Raw genomic sequence first — 24,100 nt, forward strand, 5'->3', positions numbered from 1 at the left:
AAAAATTATCTTTACTATTAGCGAAATGGGTAGTTTCTAAAAAAAGACGTAATCACTTGCTTATTAACAGTTTTCATTCGTTTTTATTCCGTATTGCAATGCAATACAGATTGTTAAACTAGCCGCGATTTAAAACCCTCCTCTTCTCATCATTATTAGGACAAAGCCCATCATGTTGATGTTGCATCAATCCCCTGGCCAGCCACGAGTCTCTCGTCGCTGGCTTTTTCTGTTTGCTGCTTTATTACTCGGCATAAGCCCAGCGACGTTCGCCGTGACGGGTGATATTGACTTAACCAGTTCAGCCGTTGGCTTTTTTGCGCTGGCGATTTTCGTTTTGGCCTATGCATTAGTCATGGCTGAAGAGAAAATTCACATGCGCAAGTCTAAGCCTGTACTGGTCGCAGCCGGTATCATTTGGGGACTCATTGGCTGGGTGTACGTCCAAAATGGCATGTCGGAAACATCAGAGTATGCGTTCCGCGTGACCCTTTTAGAGTTCACCGAGCTAATGCTGTTCCTGCTGGTCGCGATGACCTATATCAACGCCATGGAAGAGCGTCGCGTATTCGATGCGCTGCGCTCGTGGATGTTGCGCAAAGGCTTTAGCTACCGCCAGCTGTTCTGGCTGACGGGTGGGCTCGCATTTGTGCTATCACCGATTGCCGATAACTTAACCACGGCGCTACTCATGTGCGCCGTCATTACTAAAGTGGCAGAGGGTGATAAGCGCTTTATTAATCTCGCCTGTATTAACGTTGTCGTGGCCGCCAATGCCGGCGGCGCCTTTAGCCCCTTTGGCGATATCACCACACTGATGGTTTGGCAGGCGGGGCTTATTCAGTTCCAAGAGTTTTTCATCCTGTTCTTACCCTCGCTGGTTAACTTCTTGATTCCTGCTGTCATCATGAGCCTCTTTATCAAGGATCAGAAACCCAGCAGCGTTTATGAAGATGTGTGGTTAAAGCGCGGTGCTCGGCGCATTATTGCGCTATTTTTGATCACCATCGCCACGGCGGTTATGTGTCACACGTTGCTGCATTTGCCGCCGGTACTCGGCATGATGACCGGGCTTGGCTACTTGCAGTTCTTTGGCTATTACCTGCGTCGGACGCTCCCCCGCTCGCTGGAGCGTAAACGTGAGCGCTACAGCCGCCGGGGCGACAATAAGAAGCTTGAGCAACTAGGTGGCGTCGTACCGTTCGATGTGTTTAACCGCGTAGCGCGAGCCGAGTGGGACACACTGCTGTTCTTCTACGGGGTGGTTATGTGCGTGGGCGGGTTGGGCTTTATGGGCTACCTAGGGCTGCTTTCTGAAGCGCTCTACACCGGCTGGAATGCTACCTGGGCCAACATCGTACTCGGGGTTGTCTCAGCGGTCGTGGATAACATTCCCGTAATGTTTGCCGTGTTGACCATGGAACCAGAAATGTCTCACGGGCATTGGCTGCTGATTACACTAACGGCTGGCGTAGGGGGTAGCTTGCTCTCTATTGGTTCTGCAGCAGGGGTCGCCGTTATGGGCCAAGCCCGAGGCGCTTACACCTTTATGGGCCACCTGCGCTGGGCGCCGGTGATACTTCTAGGCTACATCGCCAGCATCATTGTGCATATGTGGCTGAACGCCGATAGCTTTACTGTCTTTAGTTAATAAACGGCTGACTTAAAAACCGCAGGCCCGCGTATAGCGCCCACTGGCGCTGCGCGGGCTTTTTAGTACTCCTCAAACAGATATTCAATGGGGGTTGGCCTACCCAGCAGATACCCTTGGTAGCGGTAACATCCATGACCGCGCAGCCACTCTAACTGCTCTTTCTTTTCGACACCCTCGGCTACCACGGTTAAACCTAGGCTTGCGGCTAGCAGAATGGTCGTATCGACAATCGCTGCGTCGGTCTTTTCGGACAGCAGCTCACGGATAAATGATTGGTCAATTTTAAGCTCATCCAGTGGCAAGCGCTTTAAATAACTTAACGATGAATAGCCCGTGCCAAAATCATCCAGCGCGAAACGAATGCCTTGGGCACGCAGTTTTAGCATGGTATTGCGTACCCGGGTCGGTTCTCGCATCAGCAAGCTTTCCGTTACTTCCAACACCAAACGGTTTGGCGGCGCCTGGGTTTCGGCTAATAGCCCTTCTAAATCCCGCACAAACTCAGGCTGTTGAAATTGCACCGAACTGACGTTGACCGAAATCGTCAGTGATGCATAGGCAGGCTGAGAGGCCCACTTGGCCAACTGCTCACAGGCCGATTTAAGCACCCAATAGCCAATCAGCAAAATGAGGCCATTCTCTTCGGCAATAGGAATAAAGGTGGCGGGCGATACCCAGCCGCGCTGGGGGTGGTACCAGCGTAGCAGCGCTTCCACTCCGACCGTCTCGCTGCGGTGGTCAACTTGCACCTGATAGTGAAGCGCCAACTCATTGCGCGCCAACGCATGGTGAAGGTCGCCTTCTAAACTAGCGCGTTCTAGTACGCTGGTTTGCATATCGTGGTTAAAGAAACAGAGCTTATTACCACCCGCCACCTTAGCCTGCTGCAGGGCGATATCCGCCTGCTGTAATACGCTATTCATACTGTGGCCTGCCCCTTTAAATAGCGTAATACCAATACTTGCACTGACCGGCAGCGCCCGGTCATTGCGCAGTTGCGACACAGCATCCAGCAGTTTACTCGCGACACGCTCGGCGCTCATCGCGGCCATTTCTTGCTGCTCGCCCAGCGTATTTAACAGTACAACAAACTCATCGCTACTCACCCGTGCAACGGTCGTTTCGTGAGTGGAGTTATAAAGCGACTCCTGCAGCCGCACCGCGACATTAATCAGTAGCTGATCGCCGCTTTCATGGCCTTGGATATCATTAACCAACCGGAAGTTATCCAGGTCAATAATCAGCACGGCACTAAACGTCGATGCGTTGCTCTCTTGCTCAGTGACCAGCGCGAGTGAGTCCATCAACAGGCGTCGGTTTGGCAATCCCGTCAAGGCATCGTAAAAAGCCAAATGATGGGTACGCGACTGCATCTCCAGGTATTCCGTTAGCTCGGTTGAAATACCACAGATGCACGGCGCTTCCCCCTTGCGCATCACAAGAGGCATTTTTATGGATAAAAACGTACGCACCTGCTCTTCACCTTTGAGCAGGTTGTGCTCTTCCAGCGTCGTTTTTTTGCCCGATGCTAATACCTGACGATCTATTTGATGCATTTCCGCTGCGCTTGCCGCATCAAAAAATGCTTCGTCACGCTGGCCAATAATTTTCTCAGCAGGGATGCCAAACAGCTCGCTAACTTGACGGTTAACGAAACGATACTCTAAGGAAGGCGATTTGATATAAATATGCGCATCGACACTGTCTAAAATGGTGGCCAAGAGCGCCTCATGAGCAACAAGCTGCTCGTAGTTGTCCGCTACGCGGCGCTTTAATAGCGCATTACGGCCCAAAGCGAATGCCAGGAAAAACGCAAGCAGACCAACGCCCCACCACACCCAGGTAGGCACCAGGGGAGAAGATGGCGTTGAGACGCGCCAAGCACGTAATATATCAAAATAGAGCGAATTACTATCTTGCTTCCACGCTCTGAGCGTTGTGTCGACAGGCTCTAATACACGATCGGCAGCCTGATAAGATACGGCATAAAATAGCTGCGCTGGCTGGAAAACAATCGGGGTCTCACGCAGGCCATATTCGCGCGCTCGCCAATCACCGTATAAGTGATTGGACGCCACCAAATCCGCCTCATCACGTGCAACGGCTTCAAAGCCCTCTGAAAAACTATTAACAGAGACCCACGTCACCGGGACATTAAAGCGCTCAGTAACGGCCGCTAAATAACGTTGCTGTATCGCATCTTCAACCACCGCCACCCGCATCTGGGCCAGATCTAAAATCGCCTCAACGCTCATTTCTTCACGCTGATAGAGCAGTGACCAGCTATGCAGCACCGGTTCATTATGGAAAGCAAAGCGCTGGGCACGCTCTTCACTCCACGCAACGTCAGGCAGCAGGTCAATCTCGCCCTGCTCTAGCAGCGTTAAGCAGTGTGAAAACTCACAGTGAAGGGTCGCTAACTGCCACTGCTGCTGCTCAGCGATCGCGTTAAGCAGCTCACCCAACACACCGCGCAGCTGGCCTTGGCTATCAGCAAATAGCTTCGGCGGATTATGGTAAACCCCAACACGCAAAGCGTCATTCGCGAGGCTAGCAGAAGCCCACAAACAGGTGCTTAGCGCCATGGCGCCGGTAAGCCAGCGGCAAGGTAAACACCGGGCCCCAAACCTAGTGTGCGAAACGCGAACGCCGAAGGGTTGCCGCCTGCGCGATATCATCGACCCTACCCACCGGGCATGGTAAGCGGGCCAGCTCGCGTTACGACGCGTTGCCAAGCAGCGTCATGCTCGATACGGTCCACAAAGGCAGCAATATGCGGATACTTTTCCAACGATTGTGTAGCCGCCACCGCTTGCAGTGGGAAACTCATTTGAACATCGGCACCACTTGGCCAGTCTCCAGCAAAGTTACCCTTTGACCCCAGATGCGCGTTAATAACATCTAAATGCTGATTCATTTGTGGCTGAATAAAACGCTGGCGCACCGTTGAGCTAATGCCTTTCGCCAGGGGCTTGATTAACCATGGCGACTGTTTCGGGATTTGGCTAAATACTAAGCCCATCACTAGCAGCGGCATCAAGGAGCCTTCTGCATAGTGCAACCAGTAACGATAATCTACCCACTGATGGGTATCCCCCTCCGCAGGCTGCAAACGCCCTTCACCATACCGGCCCACAAGATAATCAATAATAGCCCCGGACTCTGCAACGGTAAGATCGCCATCGGTAATAACAGGAGATTTACCCAGCGGATGGATTTTTTTCAGCGCATTTGGCGCCTGCTGGGTCTTACTATCGCGTTGATAAAAATGAACTTCATACGCAACGCCTAATAGTTCAAGAAGCCATAAAACTCGGTGGGAACGGGACTTTTCCAGATGGTGGACGTGAATCATAAACACTCCATAGGGCGACTTGTCACGCAGGCAAATGGCCAGCGCCAGTTATCCTTTTACTGCAAGCTTATATAGCGTAGCACCCTTGCAGCGTTGAACCCTATGGAAGTGTTAAGCAAAGCTTAGCTTTTGACTAAAGACAACTATTTGCACGATATAAGTGCAAATAGCGCACCACTTTGGCCATATTGACGACCTACTCGCTTATGCTTTGTGCTCGTGCCGCCACTTTGCCAAGAGGTCCGCGAATGACCACTTACCCTGCAGCCAAGGCGCCAATAAACGCATTGAAAGCGGGATAAACACAAACACCATCACCGGGGTCAGCATCAGCGTGCTAACGACAACTCGGGGAACGAGCGCCCACTCAGCGATCACACCTCCGAATAGCAATTGAAACAGCAGTGAGATGGGGAAAAATGCCAGCCAAACAGCCACCGCCTGTTTCCAACGCGGTGGCGTGATACCTGGATTCACCTGAAACCAAGCATCCAGACCCGTCGCGCGATGCTCGTGAGGCGCGTCATAAAGGTCTTTTCCACGGGCAAGCCACGCGTGGCGTGAAGCGGAGTGTTCCCAGGCGTTTAGCGTATCGCTACTGCTAAAGCGGAAAATAATTTGATACTCATCGTCATCTTTTGGCGGTGCCAACACGCCTGACCCCAGGTATCCCGGAAAGTCAGCCGCTAGTTCACGGCCTTCATTTAACCAACGATTAAAATCCTGATAGCGGCCATTTGCCACGCGGCGGGCCACCATTAAAGTGACAGGTGAGGCAGACATGGTATATCTCCTAAAAACACGACGGCCGTTGCCGGGTAGGCAGGCCGTTTACGGGAGGGCGGGTAAGCCCATTACATACACCTCAGTATACATGCAATGTTAATGCCATGTGAGCACTGATAAGATGCTTAGCTGCTTGGGAGGCGCCGAATACTAACAAAGCGCCCCTGATCCGAAAATTCAAGTCGATAGATGCCCTGAACCCCCTCTCTTGTCACAACACGGCGCAATGCATCAGCAGGAAAGACCACCCAGCGGCCATCCACGCTTCGGGTCCGCACATTAGCGTAGCGCCCTTCGTAGTGGGCTAGGCATTCACTTTCAGAAAGATGTATCACCACATCGATGGCAGGCATAGGCACTCTTAAACAAGTAGCACTCAAAAATGATAAAGATAATAATAGAGCAGCTCTTGAGAGGACAGCACTCACCAAGCTAAGGCGGCTAGATAACGCAGGCGATGGCAGAGAAAAATAGAGCGCTATATTTGCGTACCCACGCTGGCTCGCTAATACTCAAGACTATCTGACACCTTTTATACGCCGGTAACTGCTTATGGAACTCTCCTCAATGAGTGCGTTCTCTGCTTCGCACATTTCTGCTTCTCCCATAGCGGCTAGAGGCTCATCAGCACCCGCTGTTAATGACGAAGAGCCGCAAACCAGCAAGCAGGCCGACGACACCTTACAGGTGAGCGAGGACGATCACAGCACTAACGATACCGCTGGCCCTACTCGGGCAGACGGCACGCCGATGGCGCCTGAAGAAATTCAGTATTTAGAGCAGCTAAAGCAGACAGACCGAGCAGTGCGCCAGCATGAAATGGCCCACCAGATAGCAGGTGGCGCTTATACCGGTGGCGCCTCTTATGAATACGAGGTAGGGCCCGACGGAAAACGCTACGCGGTGGCGGGCGAAGTCCCCATTGACTATGGCCCCGTGCCTGGTGACCCACAAGCCACGGTGGAAAAAATGCAAACGGTGATTGCCGCCGCCCTAGCACCTGCCGACCCTTCCCCTAAAGATTTGCAGGTGGCTGCCCAAGCGCGGCAGTACCTGCTGGAAGCAAAGCTAGAAGCAGCGATGGAACAGAGCGAAATGAACCAAGCGCGTGATTCTGGCGCCGCCACCAGCCCACCAGAGGAAGCGGCTTAAGGCTTAAATAGGCCCTCATATACAGAGCGCCGCAGTAAAGCAGTGCTATTTAATGCGTTGCCAATGAGTGCCAGTCACTGCGTTGTGGCCACCGCTCCAACCACGCGGGCATCTCACACGGAGGCATGGGGCGGGCAATACCGTAGCCTTGGGCCAGCTCGCAGCCCAGCGACATTAACGCCTTCGCATGCGCTAGCGTTTCAACCCCTTCAGCCAACATCGGCCGCTTAAAGCGATTGGCCATGTAGATCACACTTTCTACGATCGCCATATCATCCTGATCGCTAAGCATATCGCGGACAAAGCTCTGGTCGATCTTGATCAAATTTACCGGCAGTTGGCGCAAGTGCGTTAGTGACGAAAAGCCCGTGCCAAAATCATCAATGGCAAATCCAACTCCCAGGTCTTGGCAATGTGCCATATTTTTCAGCGCTGCCTGAATATCGTGCATCGCCGCACTCTCGAGCACCTCAAGCTTCAGCATGGCAGGCGCAACCGTTGGGTAGCTTGCGAGCAGCTCGGCCAGCCGCTCGCTAAACCCCTTACCCAACAAGTGCGCAGGGCTGATATTGACGTTGATAGGCAGGGCAATACCCACGTTTTGCCACTCCGTCAGCTGCTGCAACGCCTGCTTAATCACCCACTCGCCAAGATCAACTTCTAGCGGCGTGGCGTCAATAATGGGTAAAAATTGAGCCGGTGAGAGCAGTCCTTCGTCTGGGTGCTGCCAGCGAATTAATGCCTCAACACCCACCACGCGTCCGCTGGCCATATCCACCTGAGGCTGATAAAACAGGCGAAGCTCGTCGTGGTTAAGGGCATCCATAAAGCGCTGACGCTGCTCATGGCGCACTTGTAACAGCCGATCTTGGGTGGGGTCAAAAAAGTGGTAGGTATCCCGCCCCCGCTGCTTTGCTCGGTACATCGCTTGGTGCGCATGGCGCAGCAGCACATCGCCCTGAGCATGATCATTCGGGTAGCGTGTGATGCCCAAACTCGCGGTGAGGTAGATACTTTGACCATCGATGAGTAGCGGTTTCCGGATTGTGGTCAGCAGTTTCTCAAAAAAGTGCTCGTCATCGCCGTGATGCAGTAGCAGCACGAACTCATCGCCCCCCACCCGTGCCAGCACGTCATCGCCAAACAGCAGATGGCTAATACGCTGTGCGAAGGTGGAGAGTATGCTATCGCCGACGTGGGAGCCTAGCTGGTCGTTAATTGTTTGAAAGTGGTCGATGTCCAGCGAGCATATTGCCAGCGGTCGCTGCTTGGCTTCCGCATGCTGAATCGACTCCTGAATTAACTGGGTGAGTAACTGAAGGTTGGGTAGCCCGGTCAGCGCATCAAAAAAGACCTCGCGCTTTAGATGACGCGCGTGGGCCGGAATGGCAGACAGATCAGCCAATACAATCACGTGGTGGTCGACGTGACCCTGCTCGTTACGCACGCGATTTATCGACATCATGCCGGGGTAAAATTGACCATCGTGGCTGCGGTAGCTCACTTGGCATTTACTACGATCCCGCAGCTGCTGCTCATCACGCATAAAGCGCGTAGTGGGGCTGTTGTCGAGGGATAAAATGCTAAACGCCTCTAAGGATTGACCGAACACCTCTGCAAGGGTTAAGCCGGTCAGCTCACAAAACGCAGGGTTGACGTCCGCTACGCAGCCCTGGGCGTCAGTAATAATGATGGCCTCGTTGGCAAAGCTAAACGCTGACTCAGCGCGAAGAAGCGGTGCTCCGGAGGCGGTATTCAATATTGGGGTCGTCGACATCGTATTTATCGACCTTGCGGTAGTGCTATCCATTTCAGGAGCATCATGAGTAGTGTGCTGAGGCAACGCCAGCTCCTTAGGCAGACTCAGAGGCCGGCACCTGAACGCGTGCTCTCTTCATCTAACTCGGTATAGGTTTGATTACATTTAGTCATACTACCACCACGCACAATCGCTATGTTTTACATGACACAGCGATTAGTCAACGCGACAGGGGTCAAGAAAATGTAAAAAACCTTGCTCCACTGAAAAATGCTTGGCTCGTTAAGGTGCAGGCGCCGCGGCTCCCAGAAAGCGCTGCTGCCAGTAGTCGATATCCAACGGCACGCTAACCACGGCGCGACCGCTGCCGGGAGCGTGAATCATCTGGCGGTTACCGCCATAGATGCCCACGTGGGTGGCTTTGCTGCCATCGCCAAAAAACAGCAGATCGCCGGGGCGAGGCGCGTTGACCTGGGGAAGCGCGCGAAACTGGGCGTCGGCGGTGCGGGGCACACGAATGCCTGCGGCACGGTAGGTCATTTCAACTAACCCAGAGCAGTCCAAACCATCCGGCGAGCTGCCGCCAAAGCGGTAGGGGGTGCCAATCGCCTGCTGGGCATGGGAGAGAATCAGCGCGCGCTCCATCGAGATGCCTGTTGACGGGCTAAGCGCGGGCGTCATAGCAACGTCTTTGCTAGCACATCCGGTCAAGAACAGCAGGGTAAATAGCGCAAAAAGCGGTGAGAAATGGGTGAACGGCATGGCAACGCTCCAAGTCAGCCTAGTGCTCTTATCATGGCCTAAGCGCCGCTGACCCGCTACTGCTTACCGAGAACGTTAACGCCCTACCCACTCGATAAAAGTGCTTTCGCCCAGCGCATGGCGCTCATGGCGTAGTCGGCTCATCGCCGCGTAGGGCAAATCCATCACCAAGCCGTTGCAAAGCGGCTGCTCCAACACTTGGCGCAGCAGCGCGTTGCACACAAACAGGTGCGCAACCACCAGTACATGCTTACCAGGGGGATTGGTCAGCAGCTGCTGCCAGGATTCGCTAACCCGCACATCTAGCTCGGCGAGAGTTTCACCGCTGGGTGGCGCACCGCGAGCGGGGTCGTACCAGAAAGCACTCATCTGCTCGCTGCCTTCCTGTTCGTACACCTGGGCGTAGGTTTTGCCTTCCCACCCGCCCAGGTGCAGCTCGGCCAGGTCGTCATCGATTTGTACCGGCACATCAAACTCTTCACCTAACCACAGCGCAAATTCTCGACACCGTAGCAGAGGTGAGCTGATCACCGCATCGTAGGGCGGCCTGCCATCCACAGTGTGGCGCATCACCGCATCGGTCATCTGCTTCCAGCCCACTTCACTCAGCGGATGGTCAGTGCTGCCACGCAACATGCGCCCGCCCACCGGTTCACCGTGGCGCATAAGGTCAATGGTGGTGATGTCGGCATGTGGAAAGCGCATGGCGGTTCTCCTGTCTTGAACGGGTTAAATAATGGCGTGACGCACGCGAGCAGAGACCCACTCCGATACCAGCACCGTGGCGAAAATCAGCGCGAAAATCACGCTGACCTGATTCCAGGCCAGGCTGTTGATCGAGGCATTCAGCTGCAAGCCAATGCCGCCCGCGCCGACCAGCCCCAGCACCGTCGATTCGCGAATATTGATGTCCCAGCGGTACACGCTGATCCCCGCAAAGGCGGGCATAACTTGCGGCAGCACGCCGTAGTTCATCACCTGCAGGCGGCTAGCACCGGTGGCGCTGATGGCTTCCACAGGCGTGGGGTGAATCTCCTCGATGGCCTCGTAGAGCAGCTTGCCCACAAAACCAATCGAGCGCAGTGCGATGGCAATAATGCCCGCCAGTACGCCAGGGCCCAGAATGGTCACCAACAGCATGGCCCAAATCAACGAGTTAATGGAGCGCGAGGAGACAATGATGGTCAGCGCCAAGCTGCGCACGAGCGGATGCGGTGTGGTATTACGCGCGGCCAAAAACGCCACGGGAAATGCCATCATAATGCCCAGTGCCGTGCCCAGCGTGGCAATATTAACGGTGTCCCACATCGGCTTCCACAGCACGCTGGCATACTCCCAGCGGGGCGGCATCATACGGCTAATCAGGTCGCTGCCCTGGCGGCCAGCGTCTTCGACAAACACCCACATGGTGTTGTCAGAGATCACTTTCCAGCAAAGCAAGAACAGGCTAATGCCCGCCAGCCAGCCAAGATACTGCAGCCACTGGGCACGGGTGGTGCGCCGCTGCCACTGCGGCACGCCTTGGGGGGAAGTTGAAACCGGCATGGAGAATTCCTTTGGCTTAAAGGCCGTACAAAAAGGGTTGGCAACAGGCGTGCGGCGCTACTGCGTCCAACGACGCACATGGCTCGACGCATACTCACTCATCAACACAATCGCGATGATAATCAGCAAGATGGCGGCCGACGTGCCGTACTCGTAGCGGCTGAGCGAGGTGTTGAGCGTGGCGCCAATGCCACCGGCCCCGACAATGCCAATCACCGATGACTCGCGGAAGTTGATATCCAGCCGATACATGGAAAGCCCAATCAAGCGCGGCATTACCTGCGGCTGTACGGCATGATTCATGGTTTGCCACCAGCTCGCGCCGGTGGCGCGCACGGCTTCTACCTGCTTCCAATCGAGGTCTTCAATATCTTCCGCCAGCAGTTTGGCCATAAAGCCGATGGTGGCAAAGGCCAATGTGAGCATGCCCGCAAAAGGGCCAAAACCGAACATCACCACAAACAGAATGGCGATAATGATCTCTTGAAAGGTACGCGAGACGGCAATGATGGCCCGGCAGACGGCATAGATTGGCAACGGCGCAATGTTTTTGGCAGCCCCTAAGCCCACGGGAATGGCCAACAACACGCCGATCACTGTGGACGTCAGCGTCATGGTCAGACTTTCCATCAAGCCCGCCAGAATATCGTTTTGACGGCTGAAAAAATCCGGCTGCAAAAACGCGCCGAGAAAGTTCAGCGCCCGCCCCGAGCCTTCCGCGACGCGCGCCCAGTTCACTTCCACCGATGCCAGCGCCAACACCAGGTAAACCACGCCACCCAACACCAGCGCCCAACGCAGCCGAGGGCTTTCAATCAGCGGCAGCCGCCGCCACTGGCCTTGACGGGCACGCTGTTGTCGCGCTGAAGAGTTCGCCATACTCATTGTGCGCCTCCACTCGCCAGCAGGCTTTGGCGCGGCGAGGGATGAGAGTGGGACGCACGCAACGGCTCAGCGGAGTGCTTCACTTGCTCGCCATCTTCTTCCTCATCGGCGGGTTCGGGCGTGGTGTCCCAATCTTCCTCACCGTAAATAGTGGTGAGAATATCGCTGGTGAGTTCACTGGGCTTGCCGTCGAATACAATTTTCCCGGCGCGCAGGCCCACAATGCGATCCGCAAACTGCTGGGCCAGCGCCACATCGTGAATATTGATAATGGCGGCCAGCTCGCGTTCGGCGCACAGCTCGCGAATCAAACGCATAATTTGGCGGGATGTTTTCGGGTCCAGGCTCGCGGTGGGTTCATCCACCAACAGCAGTTTGGGGCTTTGCAGCAGCGCACGGGCAATGCCTACCCGCTGGCGCTGGCCACCGGAGAGCGCATCGGCGCGCTTATCAATGGCGTGAGGCAGGCCAACACGCTCCAACAGGCGAAACGCTTCTGCCACGGCTTCCTGGGGGTAGCAGCGCAAGAAGCTGCGCCAGAACCCTACATAGCCCAGCTGGCCAGAGAGCACGTTCTCCATCACGCTCAGGCGATCTACCAGCGCGTACTCCTGGAAAATCATCCCCATGGAGCGGCGCGCATGGCGCAGACGGCTGCCGGAGAGCTTGGTCAGCTCTACCTCTTCCAGACGAATGCTGCCTTGGGTGGGTTCGACCAAGCGGTTCACGCAGCGAATCAGGGTGCTCTTCCCTGCGCCAGATGGGCCAATCAGCGCCATAACCTGCCCTTTCGGCAGCGAGAGTTGGATATCGGTCAGCGCACGGTCGCCGGTGGGGTAACGTTTTCCAACGCCGGTGAGTGTCAACATGGGAAGTGCCTCAGTGTCTGATACTCAAGTGCTTATATGAATAAGGACTTATGTATTGAGCTACATAGCGGCTCGGCCAGAAGGTCGCCCTCCTGGCCGAGAAAACTAACGGGATGACCGATCGATTAATCGCAGTCGTACGTCACACCGTTGGCATCGGCGATAGTACGAATGACCGACCAGTTTTCCTGATAGGTGATCGGAATAAACTGCGCTTCGCCGGAGTTAGCGAACTCGGCTTCCAGCGCAGTGCCTTCCCAGTCGTAGCTGAAGAACGCATCCTGAATCTGCTGGGCAAGCTCTGGGTTCAGGTTGTGCGCCAAGCCGTAGGCCGTGGTGGGGAAGGTTTCCGAGGTGTAGATGACGTTGTAATCGCCTTCGCTCACCACATCGCGTGACAGCATGCGCTTGGCCACAGAGTTTGCAATGGCGGCCGCGTCGTAGTCTTTGTTCACCACGCCCAGGATGGAGTTGTCATGGGAGCCAGAGAAGGCCGTCTCAAAGTCTTCGCCCGCTTCCAGGCCGTACTCAGAGCGCAGCAGCGCGGAGGGGGCGCGGAAGCCCGAGTTGGACGTTTCCGAGGTAAACGCCAGCTGACGACCGGCTAAGTCTTCTACCGACTCAATGCCACTATCGGGGTAGGTGATGATTTCCATCTCGTAACCGAAGCTACCGTCTTCAGCAGCCATCATGGCGAAGGGACGGAAGCCACCGCAATTGACCGCCACCGGCACACCGCCGGTATTGAAGCCCGCCACATGCAGACGGCCCGCGCGCAGGGCTTCCTGCTGGGCAGCGTTAGACTGCACCGGGAAGAACTGGACGTTTTTACCGGTCGCATCGCTCAGGTGATCCAGGAAATCGGCCCAAACGTCGGCATAAACCGCGGGGTCTTCTACCGGCGTGTAAGCAAATACCAGCGTATCCGGGTCGGCCCACTGCGACTCGTCGCTGGGTATGTCGGCGATCATGTCACCGTCGTTATCCGTATAGCGCGAGGAGAGATCAGCAGAGGCCGTCACCGCTGCCAGCGCAAACGTGCCTGCCACGGCGGTGCTCAGCAGCGTACGAGAGAAAGGGCGGGTGTGTATGAGAGAGTGCATGGATCACCTAAACGGGTTGTGAAACGTTAGGCGTCATCATGATGCCAAGATATGACAGCGGCGGGACACTCTTATGACGGCTAGGTGACGAATAAGTGACGCGTTAATGACACTCCCCCACGCAGCAGCCGCGACGCTCTACAAATAGGCTATTGCCCGTGATTTTCTTGGCTTGATGCTTGAGCTCTGACAGCTGTGCGGCGATATCCAGCGCCTTGCAGGGGGCGGGGTCAGTAATCGGTTTGACCGCAATCGAGACGCTCACAAAGGGGAAGAACGTCACACCTCCCTGGCGGCTCTCAATGGAAATTCCTCCCAGCAGGCGGTCATGCTCTTCGTAAAAACCAGGCGCCATCACTGCAAACGAGTGGAGAATCTGCTGGCACACGCTTTCCCAGTGCTCCAGCGGCAGCAGCATCATAAAATCGTCGCCGCCGATATGGCCGATAAAGCCCCCCGCGCTCTCCACCTGGGCCTGCAGCAGGCGCGATAGCGAAATGATCACGTGGTCGCCACGGGCGTAGCCATAGGCATCGTTAAACGCTTTGAAGTTGTCCAAGTCCACGTAGGCCGCCGCAAATCCGCGGCCTTGAGCCAAATAGGAGGCCAGGGTTTCGTTGATCAGTATGTTGCCGGGCAGCCCGGTGAGCGGGTTGGCATGGCGCGCTTGGCGCACTTGAATCGCGGTAATTTCCCGCAGCAGGTCGACGATATTGCCCATGCCAAGGTAGTGACCGTCGCTGTCGACGATGACGAAATCTTCCTGTTCGATATCGCGGCTGTCGGTGAGCTGCTGGCTCAGTGCCTCCAAGGAGAGCTCCGCCTCCGCCACGATCATTTTGGGGTCGGCAATCTCCAACACGCAGCGCTTCGCGTACAGCGCGTGGCTGTACTGGTTGGTGAACAGCGTTAGAAAAGCGTTGCGACGCACCACCGCCACGGGCACGCCCTTTTCAATCACCGCCACGCAGCGCAGGCGGGGGTCTTCGCGAAAACGCTCAGCCAGCGCCGGTACCGAGCAGGTAGCCGACACACTCTCAATCGGGCGCAAAATAGAGTGCGCGGTGCGCCCCGCCGGGCTTTTGAGCTGAGTAGTCGCAGGCAGTAGCGTATTGAGCTGCATGGGCGGCTGAAGGCTTGGCCGGGCAAAGTAGAACCCCTGCAACAGTGCCAGCCCACGATCTAGCTCCCACAGGCAGAGATGCTCGGCGGCTGTCTCCACCCCTTCTGCAATCAGCTGACAATCTAGGCTACGTGCGACATCTAAAATGGAGCGCAAAAACTCCCGCTTGGCAGGCTCTTTATCGATCCCCGAAATAAAGTGGCGGTCGAGTTTAACGAAATCGGGCCGTAGCTCCGACCAGTGGCGCAGGCTCGAATGCCCGGCACCCAAGTCATCCAGCGCCACCTGAAACCCCATATCGCGGTAGTGGTCTACCGCTTGGCGCATCAGTTCGTAGTCGTGAATTGGCACATGCTCGGTCAACTCAATGACCACACGCTCAGGGGGCAGGCCGCTCTCTTGAATAAAGCGCATCGTCAGCCCCTCGCGGAAGTCGCGCTCCACGATGGTCAGCGGCATCACGTTGAGAAACAGCAGCCCCGGCAGCTCAAGCTCGGCAAATCGGCGAATGGCGAGCCGCCGACAGAGCAGATCCAGTTCGACCAGCAGCCCCGCCTGGGTGGCCACCTCAAATAACCGCAGCGGCGAGTGAAGCGGGGACGTTTTTGGCCCGCGAATCAGCGCTTCATAGCCATATATGGCCTGCTGGGTGGCGTCTACAATCGGTTGGAACAGCACGTGCAGCTCTTCTGCCGCAATAATGTGATTTAGCCACTGCGCTTCTTGTGCGGTCATATACTTGCTGCCCTATCAAACGTCGACTATCCCTATGATGTGTAACGCGCCATAAGGAAGGTATTTGGGCGGCAAGCGTGCGTTATTTTTGTGACATCAATGTGACAACCCTCTGCGCAACACCCCGTTTAGCGCTCAAACGCGCATCACGACGTGAAACTGCCATCCCTAATCGATGATTTAAGCGTTAGTTAACGCAAGCCTTAGCAACAACGTGTTATTTAATGCGTTGTATTCTTGCTATATGCAAACTAACGGTTTAAATTTTTAAAAAATTATACAAAAGCTCCCTCCCCTGGAAACTCGTGTCACTTAGAGATAGCTCTAAGGAATAGCCCTAAGGAATGGTTCTATGCGCGATAACGAGCTGGTTAGCCAGCGGGAGTACCCTCTCGATGAGGATGCAGTCTTAATTTCAAAAACGGACATAAAGGGGCATATTCTTTACGCTAATCAATCCTTTATTGACGTTAGCGGATATGAGTACGAAGAGCTTTATCGAGCGCCCCATAAGATTGTTCGCCACCCGGATATGCCCGAGCTTGTCTTCAAGGATATGTGGGATAACTTGAATGCAGGTCAATACTGGTCGGGACTGGTTAAAAACCGGCGTAAAAACGGTGACCACTACTGGGTTCGCGCCAACGTGGTGCCGCTTCGGGAAGCCGGCACAGTAACGGGGTTTTGCTCAATACGCGTCAAGCCTGAGCGTGACGACGTTGAACACGCTGAAGCCGCTTACCGTGATATACGCGAACAACGAGGCCACTTTTTCGTTAAGCACGGGGTGGCTTACCGCCGAACGCTTCGCCAGCGCTTACTACCGATTAACTTCGCGAGCATGCGCGTCCGCACAGCACTGTTTAGCCTTGTGAGTGCAGGCGTGGTGAGCGGTTTAGGTATTGGCGCGGCGGCCACGATTTACTCGCTCTCACCAGGAAGCGTCGCTGCCCCCGCCTTTTTAACCCTTGGCCTGGGTGTTGGGTTGATGGTGGGCGCATACCAATGGCTAAGCGGTTTACGTACTCGCCGCTTTATGTATAGCGCCAACGACTTTGCGCTTCAGCTTGCAGCCGGCAATCTCGCGGCGGATATTCCTACCATTGGCCACCGGGAGATGGACCAAACGCTTAAAACCATGAACTTTATGCGGCGCTCGTTAGACGCTCTTATTGGCGACCTTAATACGCGCGTTAGTCGGGTCGGTCCTGCTGTGGAGAGCATTGCTCTGGGTAATGATGATATGGCCTCGCGGCTTGAGCAGCAGGCCAGCGCCGTACAGCAAACCGCCGCCAGCGCAGAGGAAATTTCCTCGACAGTGGCACAAAGTGCTGACAACGCCATACAGGCTAGCAATGCCTCCATGGGCAACGTAGGTGAAGTCGATCACACCAGCCAAGTGATGAGCAGGCTGGCCAGCGCTATGGACGATATCACTCAGCACGCGGATAAGATGGCAGGCATTGTCAGCACCATTGACACCATCGCCTTTCAGACTAATATCCTTGCACTCAACGCATCGGTAGAGGCCGCTAGAGCAGGCGAGCATGGGCGTGGCTTTGCGGTAGTCGCCGAGGAGGTTCGTAAATTAGCACGCCAGTCGGCTGAGGCGGCGAAACAAGTGCAGTCGTTAATCGACCAAGCGCGTGACAGCATCCACGGTGGCCAGGCGCAGGCCAATGAAGCTACTGAGGCCATGGAGAAAATTCGTACGGCCAGCCATCAGGTCAATGATTTGATGGGCGAAATTACGGCGGCAGCCCGTGAGCAGAGCCAGGGGATCAGCCAAATTAGCAGTGCTATCAATGAGATTGACCAAAGCACTCAGTCAAGCGCAACCAGCATGGGCAGCTATAAAGACGCAACCTCCGAGCTGACCGAGCAGATCCGCGGGCTTTCTCACAGTGCGATGGCTTTTTTAAACGAACAGGAGCGAAATAGGTACTCACAGGCACTGCCCAGTGACAGCCATTCGCACAGCACACCCCGCTTAGGCAACACTCCCCGCCCGCTTAAGCAGAGCACCCAAAAGGCACTGGGCGCTGCCCAAGAAAGCCAAACGCCGTTAACACACGAATGGGAAGCTTTTTAGCGACGGTTACTCACGCCTGGATGGGCTATACCCACTCTCGGTCGGCGGCGGAAACACCACATCGCCGCCGCTCGCATCGAGCTGGCGAATGTCCGTTGGGTGACCCTGTTCATCCAGGCTTACCAGCCCAATCCCACTGGCATTCCATAGCCGCTCTCCGGCGCTGGCCCGGTCCGGGTCGCGGGGGTGAATACTCAGCTTGCGGCGCTTGGTGAACCAGTTAAGTGGCGACAGCGGCGCGTAGAGCCAACGGTTTAAGCGGTCAAAGGTGTTCAGCAACTGTTTGGGGAACGTATTTTTGATTCCACTGGAGGTCACTTGCCAAAGGTGTGGTGCCTGCTTTTGCCGACGCACCACAATATCGTAGGCAAACGAGTAGTGGACGTCGCCCGATAAGATCACGTAGTTACCCGGCGTTTTTGAGTGCCGCCAAATATGCAGCAGCACATTGGCAGCCCCGCGATGCGCCATCCAATTTTCTGCGTCCACCACCAACGGTTTGCCCGCCAAGGTAAACAGCTTTTGTATGATTTCTATCAGCTTGACCCCGAACATCGGGGCTGGGGAAACGATAATGGCGCTTTTAGTCCCCAACAGCGCCTGCTGCATTTCCATCAGCGCTTCCCAGTCCATCAAGCCCGAAGGGCGGTTGGGGTTTCTTTCGCTGCGCCAACGTCGGGTGCGCGTATCCAGCACGATTAATGCAGGCGTACCCGGCACCTGGTACTCCCAGCCCTGAAAGCGCAGCAGCTGTTCGATAAAACGATCCTGAGCGCTCGCGTTAAGCGGGCCCGCCCCTTCAAAAAGGGTCGACGCTTGCTGCAGCAACGGATTGAGTTTCTCCGGGGCGTTGCCCCATCCCTGACACAATAGATAGGCCACCAACGCATTACCGATAATCCGCTTTGAAAACGGATGGCCATAGGCACAGCGCTCCCAGTCAGCCGTCAAGTTCCAGTCATCGGTGACATCATGATCATCGAAGATCATCAGGCTGGGAACGTGAGCCATTAGCCGTGCGCACTGGGGCAGACCGGCAACAAAGTCATCAATCACTGCCTGCTCTTGCTGGTAAGTACCTGCTTCTTTGTCACCCAGCGCTGGCGGTTTAACGGCTACAAGTTGCCAGGGCGTCGGCGACCATACCAAGCAGTACATGGCGAGCATTTCTGCCAGTGTCATCAAGTGGTTTTGCGCATTGGCAGAGGTAAACACGGGCTTTTTAACGCCGCCAAAAAAACGCTCACGCAGCGCAGCATTGCTGGTCACATCCGGTAGCAGCGCTTCACGGTGATAATAGCTTTCAGGAGCGGCGTAAAGCGCCTGACTGTTATCTACCGTGGCGCCTTCCAACCGCTCATCTACCAATCCCAAACGCTCAATCAGTGCGTGTACGGCGCGCAGCATCGGGCCGGCAACATCATCAACATAGACTTGATCTCCGGTCATCAGCAGCCAAGCGGGCCACTCCTCTGGGGTGGATTGGCGCTCGGCCAACCACGCATCTGCCCGCACCAAGCCATCGGCGCTGTTGTGATGGGGCTTACGGCACGAACCGTGCATCAAGCGGTGATGCCGAGAGGCCAGCACAAAGCCTGGGTACGACTCTCCCTCGTGGCATAACCAGGGCGCCCAATCCGGCAGGCGTTGCCATTCGCCTTGCGCATCCTGTACCTGCAGATCGTAGGCAATTCGCTCATCGGTGGGCAGCGCGCTCGGCAAGCTCAGGTCAATAAAATAGAGATAGGCGTGCTGGCCAATCGCCACACATTGATGAGACCCATCGAGTGGATGCGTCTGGGCATCCGTTTGCTCAGGGTAAAGCACCAGTTGCATGGTGAGCGGACGCGACGCGACTAGCCACAGCACTAGCCGCGTAGGCGAAAGGCGGCGCAGCAGTGGCCCCACCAGCACGTCTGGCAATGTCTTGGCGGTTTGCGTCATGTCATCGTCTCTTTGTTGGGTCATACGTTGCGACCACCGGCAGCTCAACCTCCCCATGAGTGCGGCTTTCACTGGGCCATTGCTTAACCAGGCTCGGAGGGCGTTTCAGCGCGTAAGCGATACCCTTGGTCACGCAGCGTAGCAATCCGCCACGCACCTAGTTTACGCCGCAGCCAACTCACTTGAACATCAATTACACGACGTGCATAGGCACTGCCTTACGCAGACGCGTACGTTTTAGGCGCTGCCAATAACGTGAAAGGGTTAGCATGAGAGGCATATTGCTCATCGTACTAGAATGCCAAAGCCATCATGAACGTTATGAAAAAAATGCCGCTGATCCCGACTTATGCGTTGCTGTTTGCCGCAAGCTGATTCACTGCCCATCGACCAGATTGATAGCGTACTAACCCATGCCACTGACTATGGGTTCACCCATTACGAAGAGATCAGCATTAAACGCCGTGGCAGCGCCGAGGTAGGGCTGGCTTGACGACGAATGGTGCGCTGACATTGAGTTTTCTATCGATAGTGGCGAAACACTGCAAGAAAAACGTGAGCGTCTTATTACCGGCGCCTGGGGCATAATCGATGTGGAAGGCCGTGATGAAAATGGCCGTGAGCTAGAAATAAGCCTACGCCAAGGCTCTTTTCAAGTGAGCGAAATGGATCGCGACTAACTGGATAGCGCATTCCCCGCGTTAGCCAACGCCAAACATCATGCGGGCCACTACGGCCCGCTTTTTTTTGGGCTTTTCATAATGATGGACGCGACAAATAAGCAACGTAAGTGACGTTTTTAATTAGGTTAAGAGGGACATTGCTAACAACGCGTTGTAAGGTGGTATACGTCATCAATCGTCATTGACTGTGTACCTCTGGGAGATGCCTTTGACGCTATCTACCACCGCAGAAGGCGTCAGCGACCGCTTAGAACACGCGGTACTGCGTGATCTTGCGTGGTTGCTAGCCACGCCTGATTTAATTGAACTACCGGGCCCTAACGCCTACCCAGGCAGACCCACTCGCCAGGAGCTGGGCTTAGTCGATTCAGTTGATGAGTGGCTGGCGCGCATTTCGCCACTGGTGAATGCGCTAGATGGCAAACTGGCAACGCGTATGGGGCACTACCATGAGCGGCTGTGGCACCTGATGTTAGATAACGCGCCCAACACGCGCCTACTCGCCAAGAATCTGCGTATTACTCAGCGGCGCAATACCCTGGGCGAGCTGGATATGCTCTATCGAACACGTAATAACCCTGACCCTGTTCATCTCGAAGTGGCGATAAAGTTCTATCTTGGCCTACCCGAAGGGCCTGGGGAAGCGACCAGCCAAAGCCGCTGGATTGGCCCTGGCGGGCTAGACAGTCTAGCGCTGAAATGCAGCCATCTGCGCCATCACCAGCTGCCCATTTCGCGCACCGCCATCGCGCAAGCACTTATCACCCAATGGCTAGCGCCAAGAGATTTAGGCCCCCTCCCGCCACTTAACGGTCAGCTCACCCAACGCCTAGCAATGCCTGGCGTACTGTTTTATCCCTGGCACACGACGATGCCGCCGCCCATCGGAGCAACGGTCAATCATCGGCGCGGCACGTGGTGTTATTTAAAGGATTGGCCGACACTTGCGAACCAAAGAAGTGAGTCACTACAGATGGTGTGGTTGGAGAAACCTCACTGGCTGGCTCCGCCACCCCAAGCCGCGTTCCAACCCGCCAAGCAGGAAATGGCAATAGTGAAACCACTCATTGAACGCTATGGCCCGCAGCAGGTGATGCTTTACGACCCAGAAGTAGATACCGAAGCACAGCCAATAGAACGTCTTATCATTGTACCCAATGACTGGCCACGACAAGTGCCGCTACCGCCTCACGCTCGCGATTAAATAATCAACTGATTAAACAACCACCAAGTTATCGCGGTGGATCAGCTCGTGCGCTTCCACATAGCCGAGTATTGCCTCAATTTGATGGCTCGGCTGGCCCGCTAACTGGCGGGCTTCATCAGCGCCGTAGTTAACCAACCCTTTAGCCACACGTGCACCCTGCTCATCCACGCACAGCACCATGTCCCCACGTTTAAAGCCGCCCTGCACGTCACGCACCCCCACTGCAAGCAGGCTAGAGCCTTTGCCACGCAGCACGTTTACCGCCCCGGCATCCAGCACTAAGGTGCCACGCACCTGCAGCTGGCCTGCTAGCCAACGTTTGCGAGCAGCGATGGGCGCTTGATCTGGCCGCAGCAGAGTGCCCAGTGCCTCACCCCCCATAACGCGAGCAATAACCTCTGGCTGGCGGCCACTGGCAATCACGGTGACCGCGCCAGAACGAGCGGCGAGCTGCGCCGCGCGCACCTTGGTACTCATACCACCGCGCCCCAGCACCCCGCCACTGCCCGCCACGGCTGCTAAGCGTGGATCATCAGCGCGGCCTTCGGCAATCATCTTGGCATTGGGGTCGTGACGAGGGTCAGCGTCAAACAACCCCTCCTGATCGGTGAGCAGCAGCAGTGCATCGGCTTCTAACAAGTTAGCGACCAGCGCGCCGAGGGTGTCGTTATCGCCAAAGCGAATCTCATCGGTGACCACGGTATCGTTTTCGTTGATTACCGGCACTACGCGCATTTCAACCAACGTGCGCAACGCCGACAACGCATTGAGGTAGCGTTTTCGGTTAGAAAGGTCATCATGGGTGAGCAGAATCTGTGCCGTTAACATACCGTGGCGAGCAAAGTGCTGCTCATAGCACTGGGTGAGGCCGTTCTGGCCCACCGCCGCCGCCGCCTGCAGCTCATGAACGGCACTGGGACGCGCTTGCCACCCCAGGCGAACCATGCCTGCCGCTACGGCACCGGAGGAAACCAGCACTACTTCTTTGCCCTGCTGATGCAGTGCGGCAATCTGGTCGACCCAGCCACCAATCGCCGCTTCATCCAAGCCGCGACCATCGTTGGTAAGCAGCGCGCTGCCAATTTTGACCACCACCCGGCGGGCGCTGCTTAACGCCTCTCGGCCCGGCAACTGCTCATTGCTTTCCACGTCGCGACTCTCCCAAGCCATTTTGCTCACGCGTTCAATTCCGTTATCCCTGCGGACGCTTCCCCTGCAACCAACGGACGATTACGGGGCGTACTCTACTTCGACATCGTAATCATCGTCGTCGAAATCGTCATCGTCTTCTTCATCGTCGTCGCGTTTACGGCGACGGCCAAGGCGCGCTTCAGTACGGGCCACTGACTCCTCTTCCATGCGGCGGCGCATTTCCTGCTCGCGGGCATGGGCCTCTTCATCTTCATTTTCCAGGCGCTGCTGCTCGGTGAGCCAGCGATACGCCGCCTGTACCAGCTTGTCAGTACCGTCGCTGCTGATGGCCGAGATGCGGAATACCGGGCCATCCCAGTTCAGGGCATCGATAATCGCCTGAGCGCGGGCTTCGCGCTCATCTTCCGGCAGCAGATCAAACTTATTCAGCACTAGCCAACGCGGCCGCTCGGAAAGCGCCGGCGAGAACTGGCCTAACTCATGAATAATCGCCTGGGCCGCTTCCACGGGGTCAGACTCATCAAACGGCGCCACATCCACCACGTGGAACAATAACCGCGTACGCGTCAGGTGCTTCAAGAAGCGCAGCCCCAGGCCCGCACCATCAGAGGCACCTTCAATCAGCCCCGGCACATCGGCCATCACGAAGTGCTCGTGCATACCCAGCTTCACAACACCCAGGTTAGGCACCAAGGTGGTGAACGGGTAGTTCGCCACTTTCGGTTTGGCCGCAGAGACTGAACGGATCAGCGTCGACTTGCCTGCATTGGGCATGCCCAACAGGCCCACATCGGCCATTACCTTCATTTCCAGGCGCAGGTTGCGGCGGTCGCCTTCAGTGCCCGGCGTGGTGCGGCGCGGTGCACGGTTGGTCGAAGATTTAAAGTGGATATTGCCCAAACCACGACGACCACCTTCGGCCACCAGTACTACTTGGCCAATATCGGTAACGTCAGCGATCACCTCAAGGGTGTCTTCGTCAATCACCGTGGTGCCCACCGGCACCTTCACGTGCAGGTCTTCACCCGCCTTGCCGCTCATCTGGCGGCCCATGCCGCCTTGCCCATTTTCAGCTTTGTAGAAACGCTGAAATTTGAAATCAATCAAGGTGTTGAGTGAATCATCACCAATCAGGTAAACGCTGCCACCATGGCCGCCATCGCCACCATCAGGGCCACCCTTGGGCACATATTTTTCGCGGCGAAAGCTCAGACAGCCATTGCCGCCTTTACCTGCCTCAACAATGATCGAGGCTTCATCGACGAACTGCATTGGATTCTCCCGGCCGCTTCCG

At 55.8% G+C, this 24,100-nt stretch carries 20 protein-coding genes and 1 pseudogene; 5 read left to right on the forward strand and 16 right to left on the reverse strand.

Going from position 1 to position 24,100, the window contains the following annotated elements:
* Window positions 1-172 precede the first annotated feature (172 nt).
* Window positions 173-1,651, forward strand: coding sequence for a sodium:proton antiporter NhaD (gene nhaD, locus LOS15_RS12560; protein WP_263066304.1), 1,479 nt, complete (start codon window positions 173-175; stop codon window positions 1,649-1,651).
* A 62-nt stretch (window positions 1,652-1,713) separates the two neighbouring features.
* Here the strand turns inward: nhaD and LOS15_RS12565 are convergent, their stop codons facing one another.
* The 4 genes from LOS15_RS12565 to LOS15_RS12580 all read right to left on the reverse strand — a co-directional run bounded on the left by LOS15_RS12565 (window position 1,714) and on the right by LOS15_RS12580 (window position 6,148).
* The gene (locus LOS15_RS12565) at window positions 1,714-4,239 is read right to left on the reverse strand and encodes an EAL domain-containing protein (RefSeq protein WP_263066305.1); all 2,526 of its coding nucleotides are present in this window, start codon (window positions 4,237-4,239) and stop codon (window positions 1,714-1,716) included.
* Between the two features lie 98 nt (window positions 4,240-4,337).
* Window positions 4,338-5,009 (reverse strand): glutathione S-transferase, encoded by a 672-nt coding sequence (locus LOS15_RS12570; protein ID WP_263066306.1) that lies wholly within the window; start codon window positions 5,007-5,009, stop codon window positions 4,338-4,340.
* Between the two features lie 204 nt (window positions 5,010-5,213).
* Entirely contained in the window at window positions 5,214-5,792 is a 579-nt protein-coding gene (locus LOS15_RS12575; protein WP_263066307.1) for an antibiotic biosynthesis monooxygenase, read from the reverse strand.
* Window positions 5,793-5,920: 128 nt separating this feature from the next.
* The gene (locus LOS15_RS12580) at window positions 5,921-6,148 is read right to left on the reverse strand and encodes a DUF2835 domain-containing protein (RefSeq protein ID WP_263066308.1); all 228 of its coding nucleotides are present in this window, start codon (window positions 6,146-6,148) and stop codon (window positions 5,921-5,923) included.
* A 214-nt stretch (window positions 6,149-6,362) separates the two neighbouring features.
* On the opposite strand from LOS15_RS12580, the gene LOS15_RS12585 reads away from it, so the two are divergent.
* Window positions 6,363-6,947 (forward strand): putative metalloprotease CJM1_0395 family protein, encoded by a 585-nt coding sequence (locus LOS15_RS12585; RefSeq protein ID WP_263066309.1) that lies wholly within the window; start codon window positions 6,363-6,365, stop codon window positions 6,945-6,947.
* A 49-nt stretch (window positions 6,948-6,996) separates the two neighbouring features.
* Here the strand turns inward: LOS15_RS12585 and LOS15_RS12590 are convergent, their stop codons facing one another.
* The 8 genes from LOS15_RS12590 to LOS15_RS12625 all read right to left on the reverse strand — a co-directional run bounded on the left by LOS15_RS12590 (window position 6,997) and on the right by LOS15_RS12625 (window position 15,728).
* The gene (locus tag LOS15_RS12590; protein ID WP_263066310.1) at window positions 6,997-8,724 is read right to left on the reverse strand and encodes a putative bifunctional diguanylate cyclase/phosphodiesterase; all 1,728 of its coding nucleotides are present in this window, start codon (window positions 8,722-8,724) and stop codon (window positions 6,997-6,999) included.
* Window positions 8,725-8,988: 264 nt separating this feature from the next.
* Entirely contained in the window at window positions 8,989-9,468 is a 480-nt protein-coding gene (locus tag LOS15_RS12595; protein WP_263066311.1) for a C40 family peptidase, read from the reverse strand.
* Between the two features lie 75 nt (window positions 9,469-9,543).
* Window positions 9,544-10,173 (reverse strand): histidine phosphatase family protein, encoded by a 630-nt coding sequence (locus LOS15_RS12600; RefSeq protein WP_263066312.1) that lies wholly within the window; start codon window positions 10,171-10,173, stop codon window positions 9,544-9,546.
* Between the two features lie 24 nt (window positions 10,174-10,197).
* Window positions 10,198-11,013 (reverse strand): phosphonate ABC transporter, permease protein PhnE, encoded by an 816-nt coding sequence (gene phnE / locus LOS15_RS12605; RefSeq protein ID WP_263066313.1) that lies wholly within the window; start codon window positions 11,011-11,013, stop codon window positions 10,198-10,200.
* A gap of 57 nt (window positions 11,014-11,070) precedes the next feature.
* Window positions 11,071-11,898, reverse strand: coding sequence for a phosphonate ABC transporter, permease protein PhnE (gene phnE, locus LOS15_RS12610; RefSeq protein ID WP_263066314.1), 828 nt, complete (start codon window positions 11,896-11,898; stop codon window positions 11,071-11,073).
* Window positions 11,895-12,767, reverse strand: coding sequence for a phosphonate ABC transporter ATP-binding protein (gene phnC / locus LOS15_RS12615; RefSeq protein ID WP_263066315.1), 873 nt, complete (start codon window positions 12,765-12,767; stop codon window positions 11,895-11,897). Before phnC ends, phnE (LOS15_RS12610) begins: the two co-directional genes overlap by 4 nt.
* 125 nt (window positions 12,768-12,892) lie before the next feature.
* Window positions 12,893-13,870 (reverse strand): phosphate/phosphite/phosphonate ABC transporter substrate-binding protein, encoded by a 978-nt coding sequence (gene phnD, locus LOS15_RS12620; RefSeq protein WP_263066316.1) that lies wholly within the window; start codon window positions 13,868-13,870, stop codon window positions 12,893-12,895.
* A 103-nt stretch (window positions 13,871-13,973) separates the two neighbouring features.
* Complete coding sequence (locus LOS15_RS12625; RefSeq protein WP_263066317.1) at window positions 13,974-15,728, reverse strand: bifunctional diguanylate cyclase/phosphodiesterase; 1,755 nt, start codon at window positions 15,726-15,728, stop codon at window positions 13,974-13,976.
* Between the two features lie 352 nt (window positions 15,729-16,080).
* Between LOS15_RS12625 and LOS15_RS12630 the strand changes: the two genes are divergently transcribed.
* A complete protein-coding gene (locus LOS15_RS12630; protein ID WP_263066318.1) occupies window positions 16,081-17,820 on the forward strand; it encodes a methyl-accepting chemotaxis protein in 1,740 nt (579 codons plus the stop codon).
* 6 nt (window positions 17,821-17,826) lie between these two features.
* Here the strand turns inward: LOS15_RS12630 and LOS15_RS12635 are convergent, their stop codons facing one another.
* Window positions 17,827-19,764 carry an alkaline phosphatase D family protein gene (locus LOS15_RS12635; protein WP_263066319.1) on the reverse strand — a complete coding sequence of 646 codons (1,938 nt, stop codon included), beginning with the start codon at window positions 19,762-19,764 and terminating at the stop codon, window positions 17,827-17,829.
* Between the two features lie 83 nt (window positions 19,765-19,847).
* Window positions 19,848-19,961 (reverse strand): annotated as a pseudogene (locus tag LOS15_RS12640) (DNA-binding response regulator); the annotation flags it as partial.
* A gap of 164 nt (window positions 19,962-20,125) precedes the next feature.
* Here LOS15_RS12640 and LOS15_RS12645 point away from each other — a divergent pair.
* Window positions 20,126-20,257: a hypothetical protein gene (locus tag LOS15_RS12645; RefSeq protein WP_263066320.1), complete on the forward strand. Its 132-nt coding sequence runs from the start codon at window positions 20,126-20,128 to the stop codon at window positions 20,255-20,257.
* A 392-nt stretch (window positions 20,258-20,649) separates the two neighbouring features.
* Window positions 20,650-21,651 carry a DUF1853 family protein gene (locus LOS15_RS12650; RefSeq protein ID WP_263066321.1) on the forward strand — a complete coding sequence of 334 codons (1,002 nt, stop codon included), beginning with the start codon at window positions 20,650-20,652 and terminating at the stop codon, window positions 21,649-21,651.
* A gap of 12 nt (window positions 21,652-21,663) precedes the next feature.
* Here LOS15_RS12650 and proB read toward each other — a convergent pair whose 3' ends face one another.
* Window positions 21,664-22,824 carry a glutamate 5-kinase gene (gene proB, locus LOS15_RS12655; protein WP_263069727.1) on the reverse strand — a complete coding sequence of 387 codons (1,161 nt, stop codon included), beginning with the start codon at window positions 22,822-22,824 and terminating at the stop codon, window positions 21,664-21,666.
* Window positions 22,825-22,884: 60 nt separating this feature from the next.
* Window positions 22,885-24,078 (reverse strand): Obg family GTPase CgtA, encoded by a 1,194-nt coding sequence (gene cgtA, locus LOS15_RS12660; protein WP_263066322.1) that lies wholly within the window; start codon window positions 24,076-24,078, stop codon window positions 22,885-22,887.
* Window positions 24,079-24,100 lie beyond the last annotated feature (22 nt).

The organism is Halomonas sp. 7T, from assembly GCF_025643255.1.
In the GTDB taxonomy this organism is placed as follows: Bacteria; Pseudomonadota; Gammaproteobacteria; order Pseudomonadales; family Halomonadaceae; genus Vreelandella.

Bases quoted from the DNA above. Each gene is read 5' to 3' on its own strand.
- LOS15_RS12580 (WP_263066308.1), bottom strand. From the start codon at position 6,148: ATGCCTGCCATCGATGTGGTGATACATCTTTCTGAAAGTGAATGCCTA.
- LOS15_RS12595 (WP_263066311.1), bottom strand. From the start codon at position 9,468: ATGCCGTTCACCCATTTCTCACCGCTTTTTGCGCTATTTACCCTGCTG.
- LOS15_RS12600 (WP_263066312.1), bottom strand. From the start codon at position 10,173: ATGCGCTTTCCACATGCCGACATCACCACCATTGACCTTATGCGCCAC.
- phnE (WP_263066313.1), bottom strand. From the start codon at position 11,013: ATGCCGGTTTCAACTTCCCCCCAAGGCGTGCCGCAGTGGCAGCGGCGC.
- LOS15_RS12585 (WP_263066309.1), top strand. From the start codon at position 6,363: ATGAGTGCGTTCTCTGCTTCGCACATTTCTGCTTCTCCCATAGCGGCT.
- LOS15_RS12650 (WP_263066321.1), top strand. From the start codon at position 20,650: ATGCCTTTGACGCTATCTACCACCGCAGAAGGCGTCAGCGACCGCTTA.
- LOS15_RS12570 (WP_263066306.1), bottom strand. From the start codon at position 5,009: ATGATTCACGTCCACCATCTGGAAAAGTCCCGTTCCCACCGAGTTTTA.
- LOS15_RS12625 (WP_263066317.1), bottom strand. From the start codon at position 15,728: ATGACCGCACAAGAAGCGCAGTGGCTAAATCACATTATTGCGGCAGAA.
- nhaD (WP_263066304.1), top strand. From the start codon at position 173: ATGTTGATGTTGCATCAATCCCCTGGCCAGCCACGAGTCTCTCGTCGC.
- proB (WP_263069727.1), bottom strand. From the start codon at position 22,824: ATGGCTTGGGAGAGTCGCGACGTGGAAAGCAATGAGCAGTTGCCGGGC.
- phnE (WP_263066314.1), bottom strand. From the start codon at position 11,898: ATGAGTATGGCGAACTCTTCAGCGCGACAACAGCGTGCCCGTCAAGGC.
- LOS15_RS12575 (WP_263066307.1), bottom strand. From the start codon at position 5,792: ATGTCTGCCTCACCTGTCACTTTAATGGTGGCCCGCCGCGTGGCAAAT.
- LOS15_RS12590 (WP_263066310.1), bottom strand. From the start codon at position 8,724: ATGTCGACGACCCCAATATTGAATACCGCCTCCGGAGCACCGCTTCTT.
- LOS15_RS12630 (WP_263066318.1), top strand. From the start codon at position 16,081: ATGCGCGATAACGAGCTGGTTAGCCAGCGGGAGTACCCTCTCGATGAG.
- phnC (WP_263066315.1), bottom strand. From the start codon at position 12,767: ATGTTGACACTCACCGGCGTTGGAAAACGTTACCCCACCGGCGACCGT.
- LOS15_RS12565 (WP_263066305.1), bottom strand. From the start codon at position 4,239: ATGGCGCTAAGCACCTGTTTGTGGGCTTCTGCTAGCCTCGCGAATGAC.
- LOS15_RS12635 (WP_263066319.1), bottom strand. From the start codon at position 19,764: ATGACGCAAACCGCCAAGACATTGCCAGACGTGCTGGTGGGGCCACTG.
- cgtA (WP_263066322.1), bottom strand. From the start codon at position 24,078: ATGCAGTTCGTCGATGAAGCCTCGATCATTGTTGAGGCAGGTAAAGGC.
- phnD (WP_263066316.1), bottom strand. From the start codon at position 13,870: ATGCACTCTCTCATACACACCCGCCCTTTCTCTCGTACGCTGCTGAGC.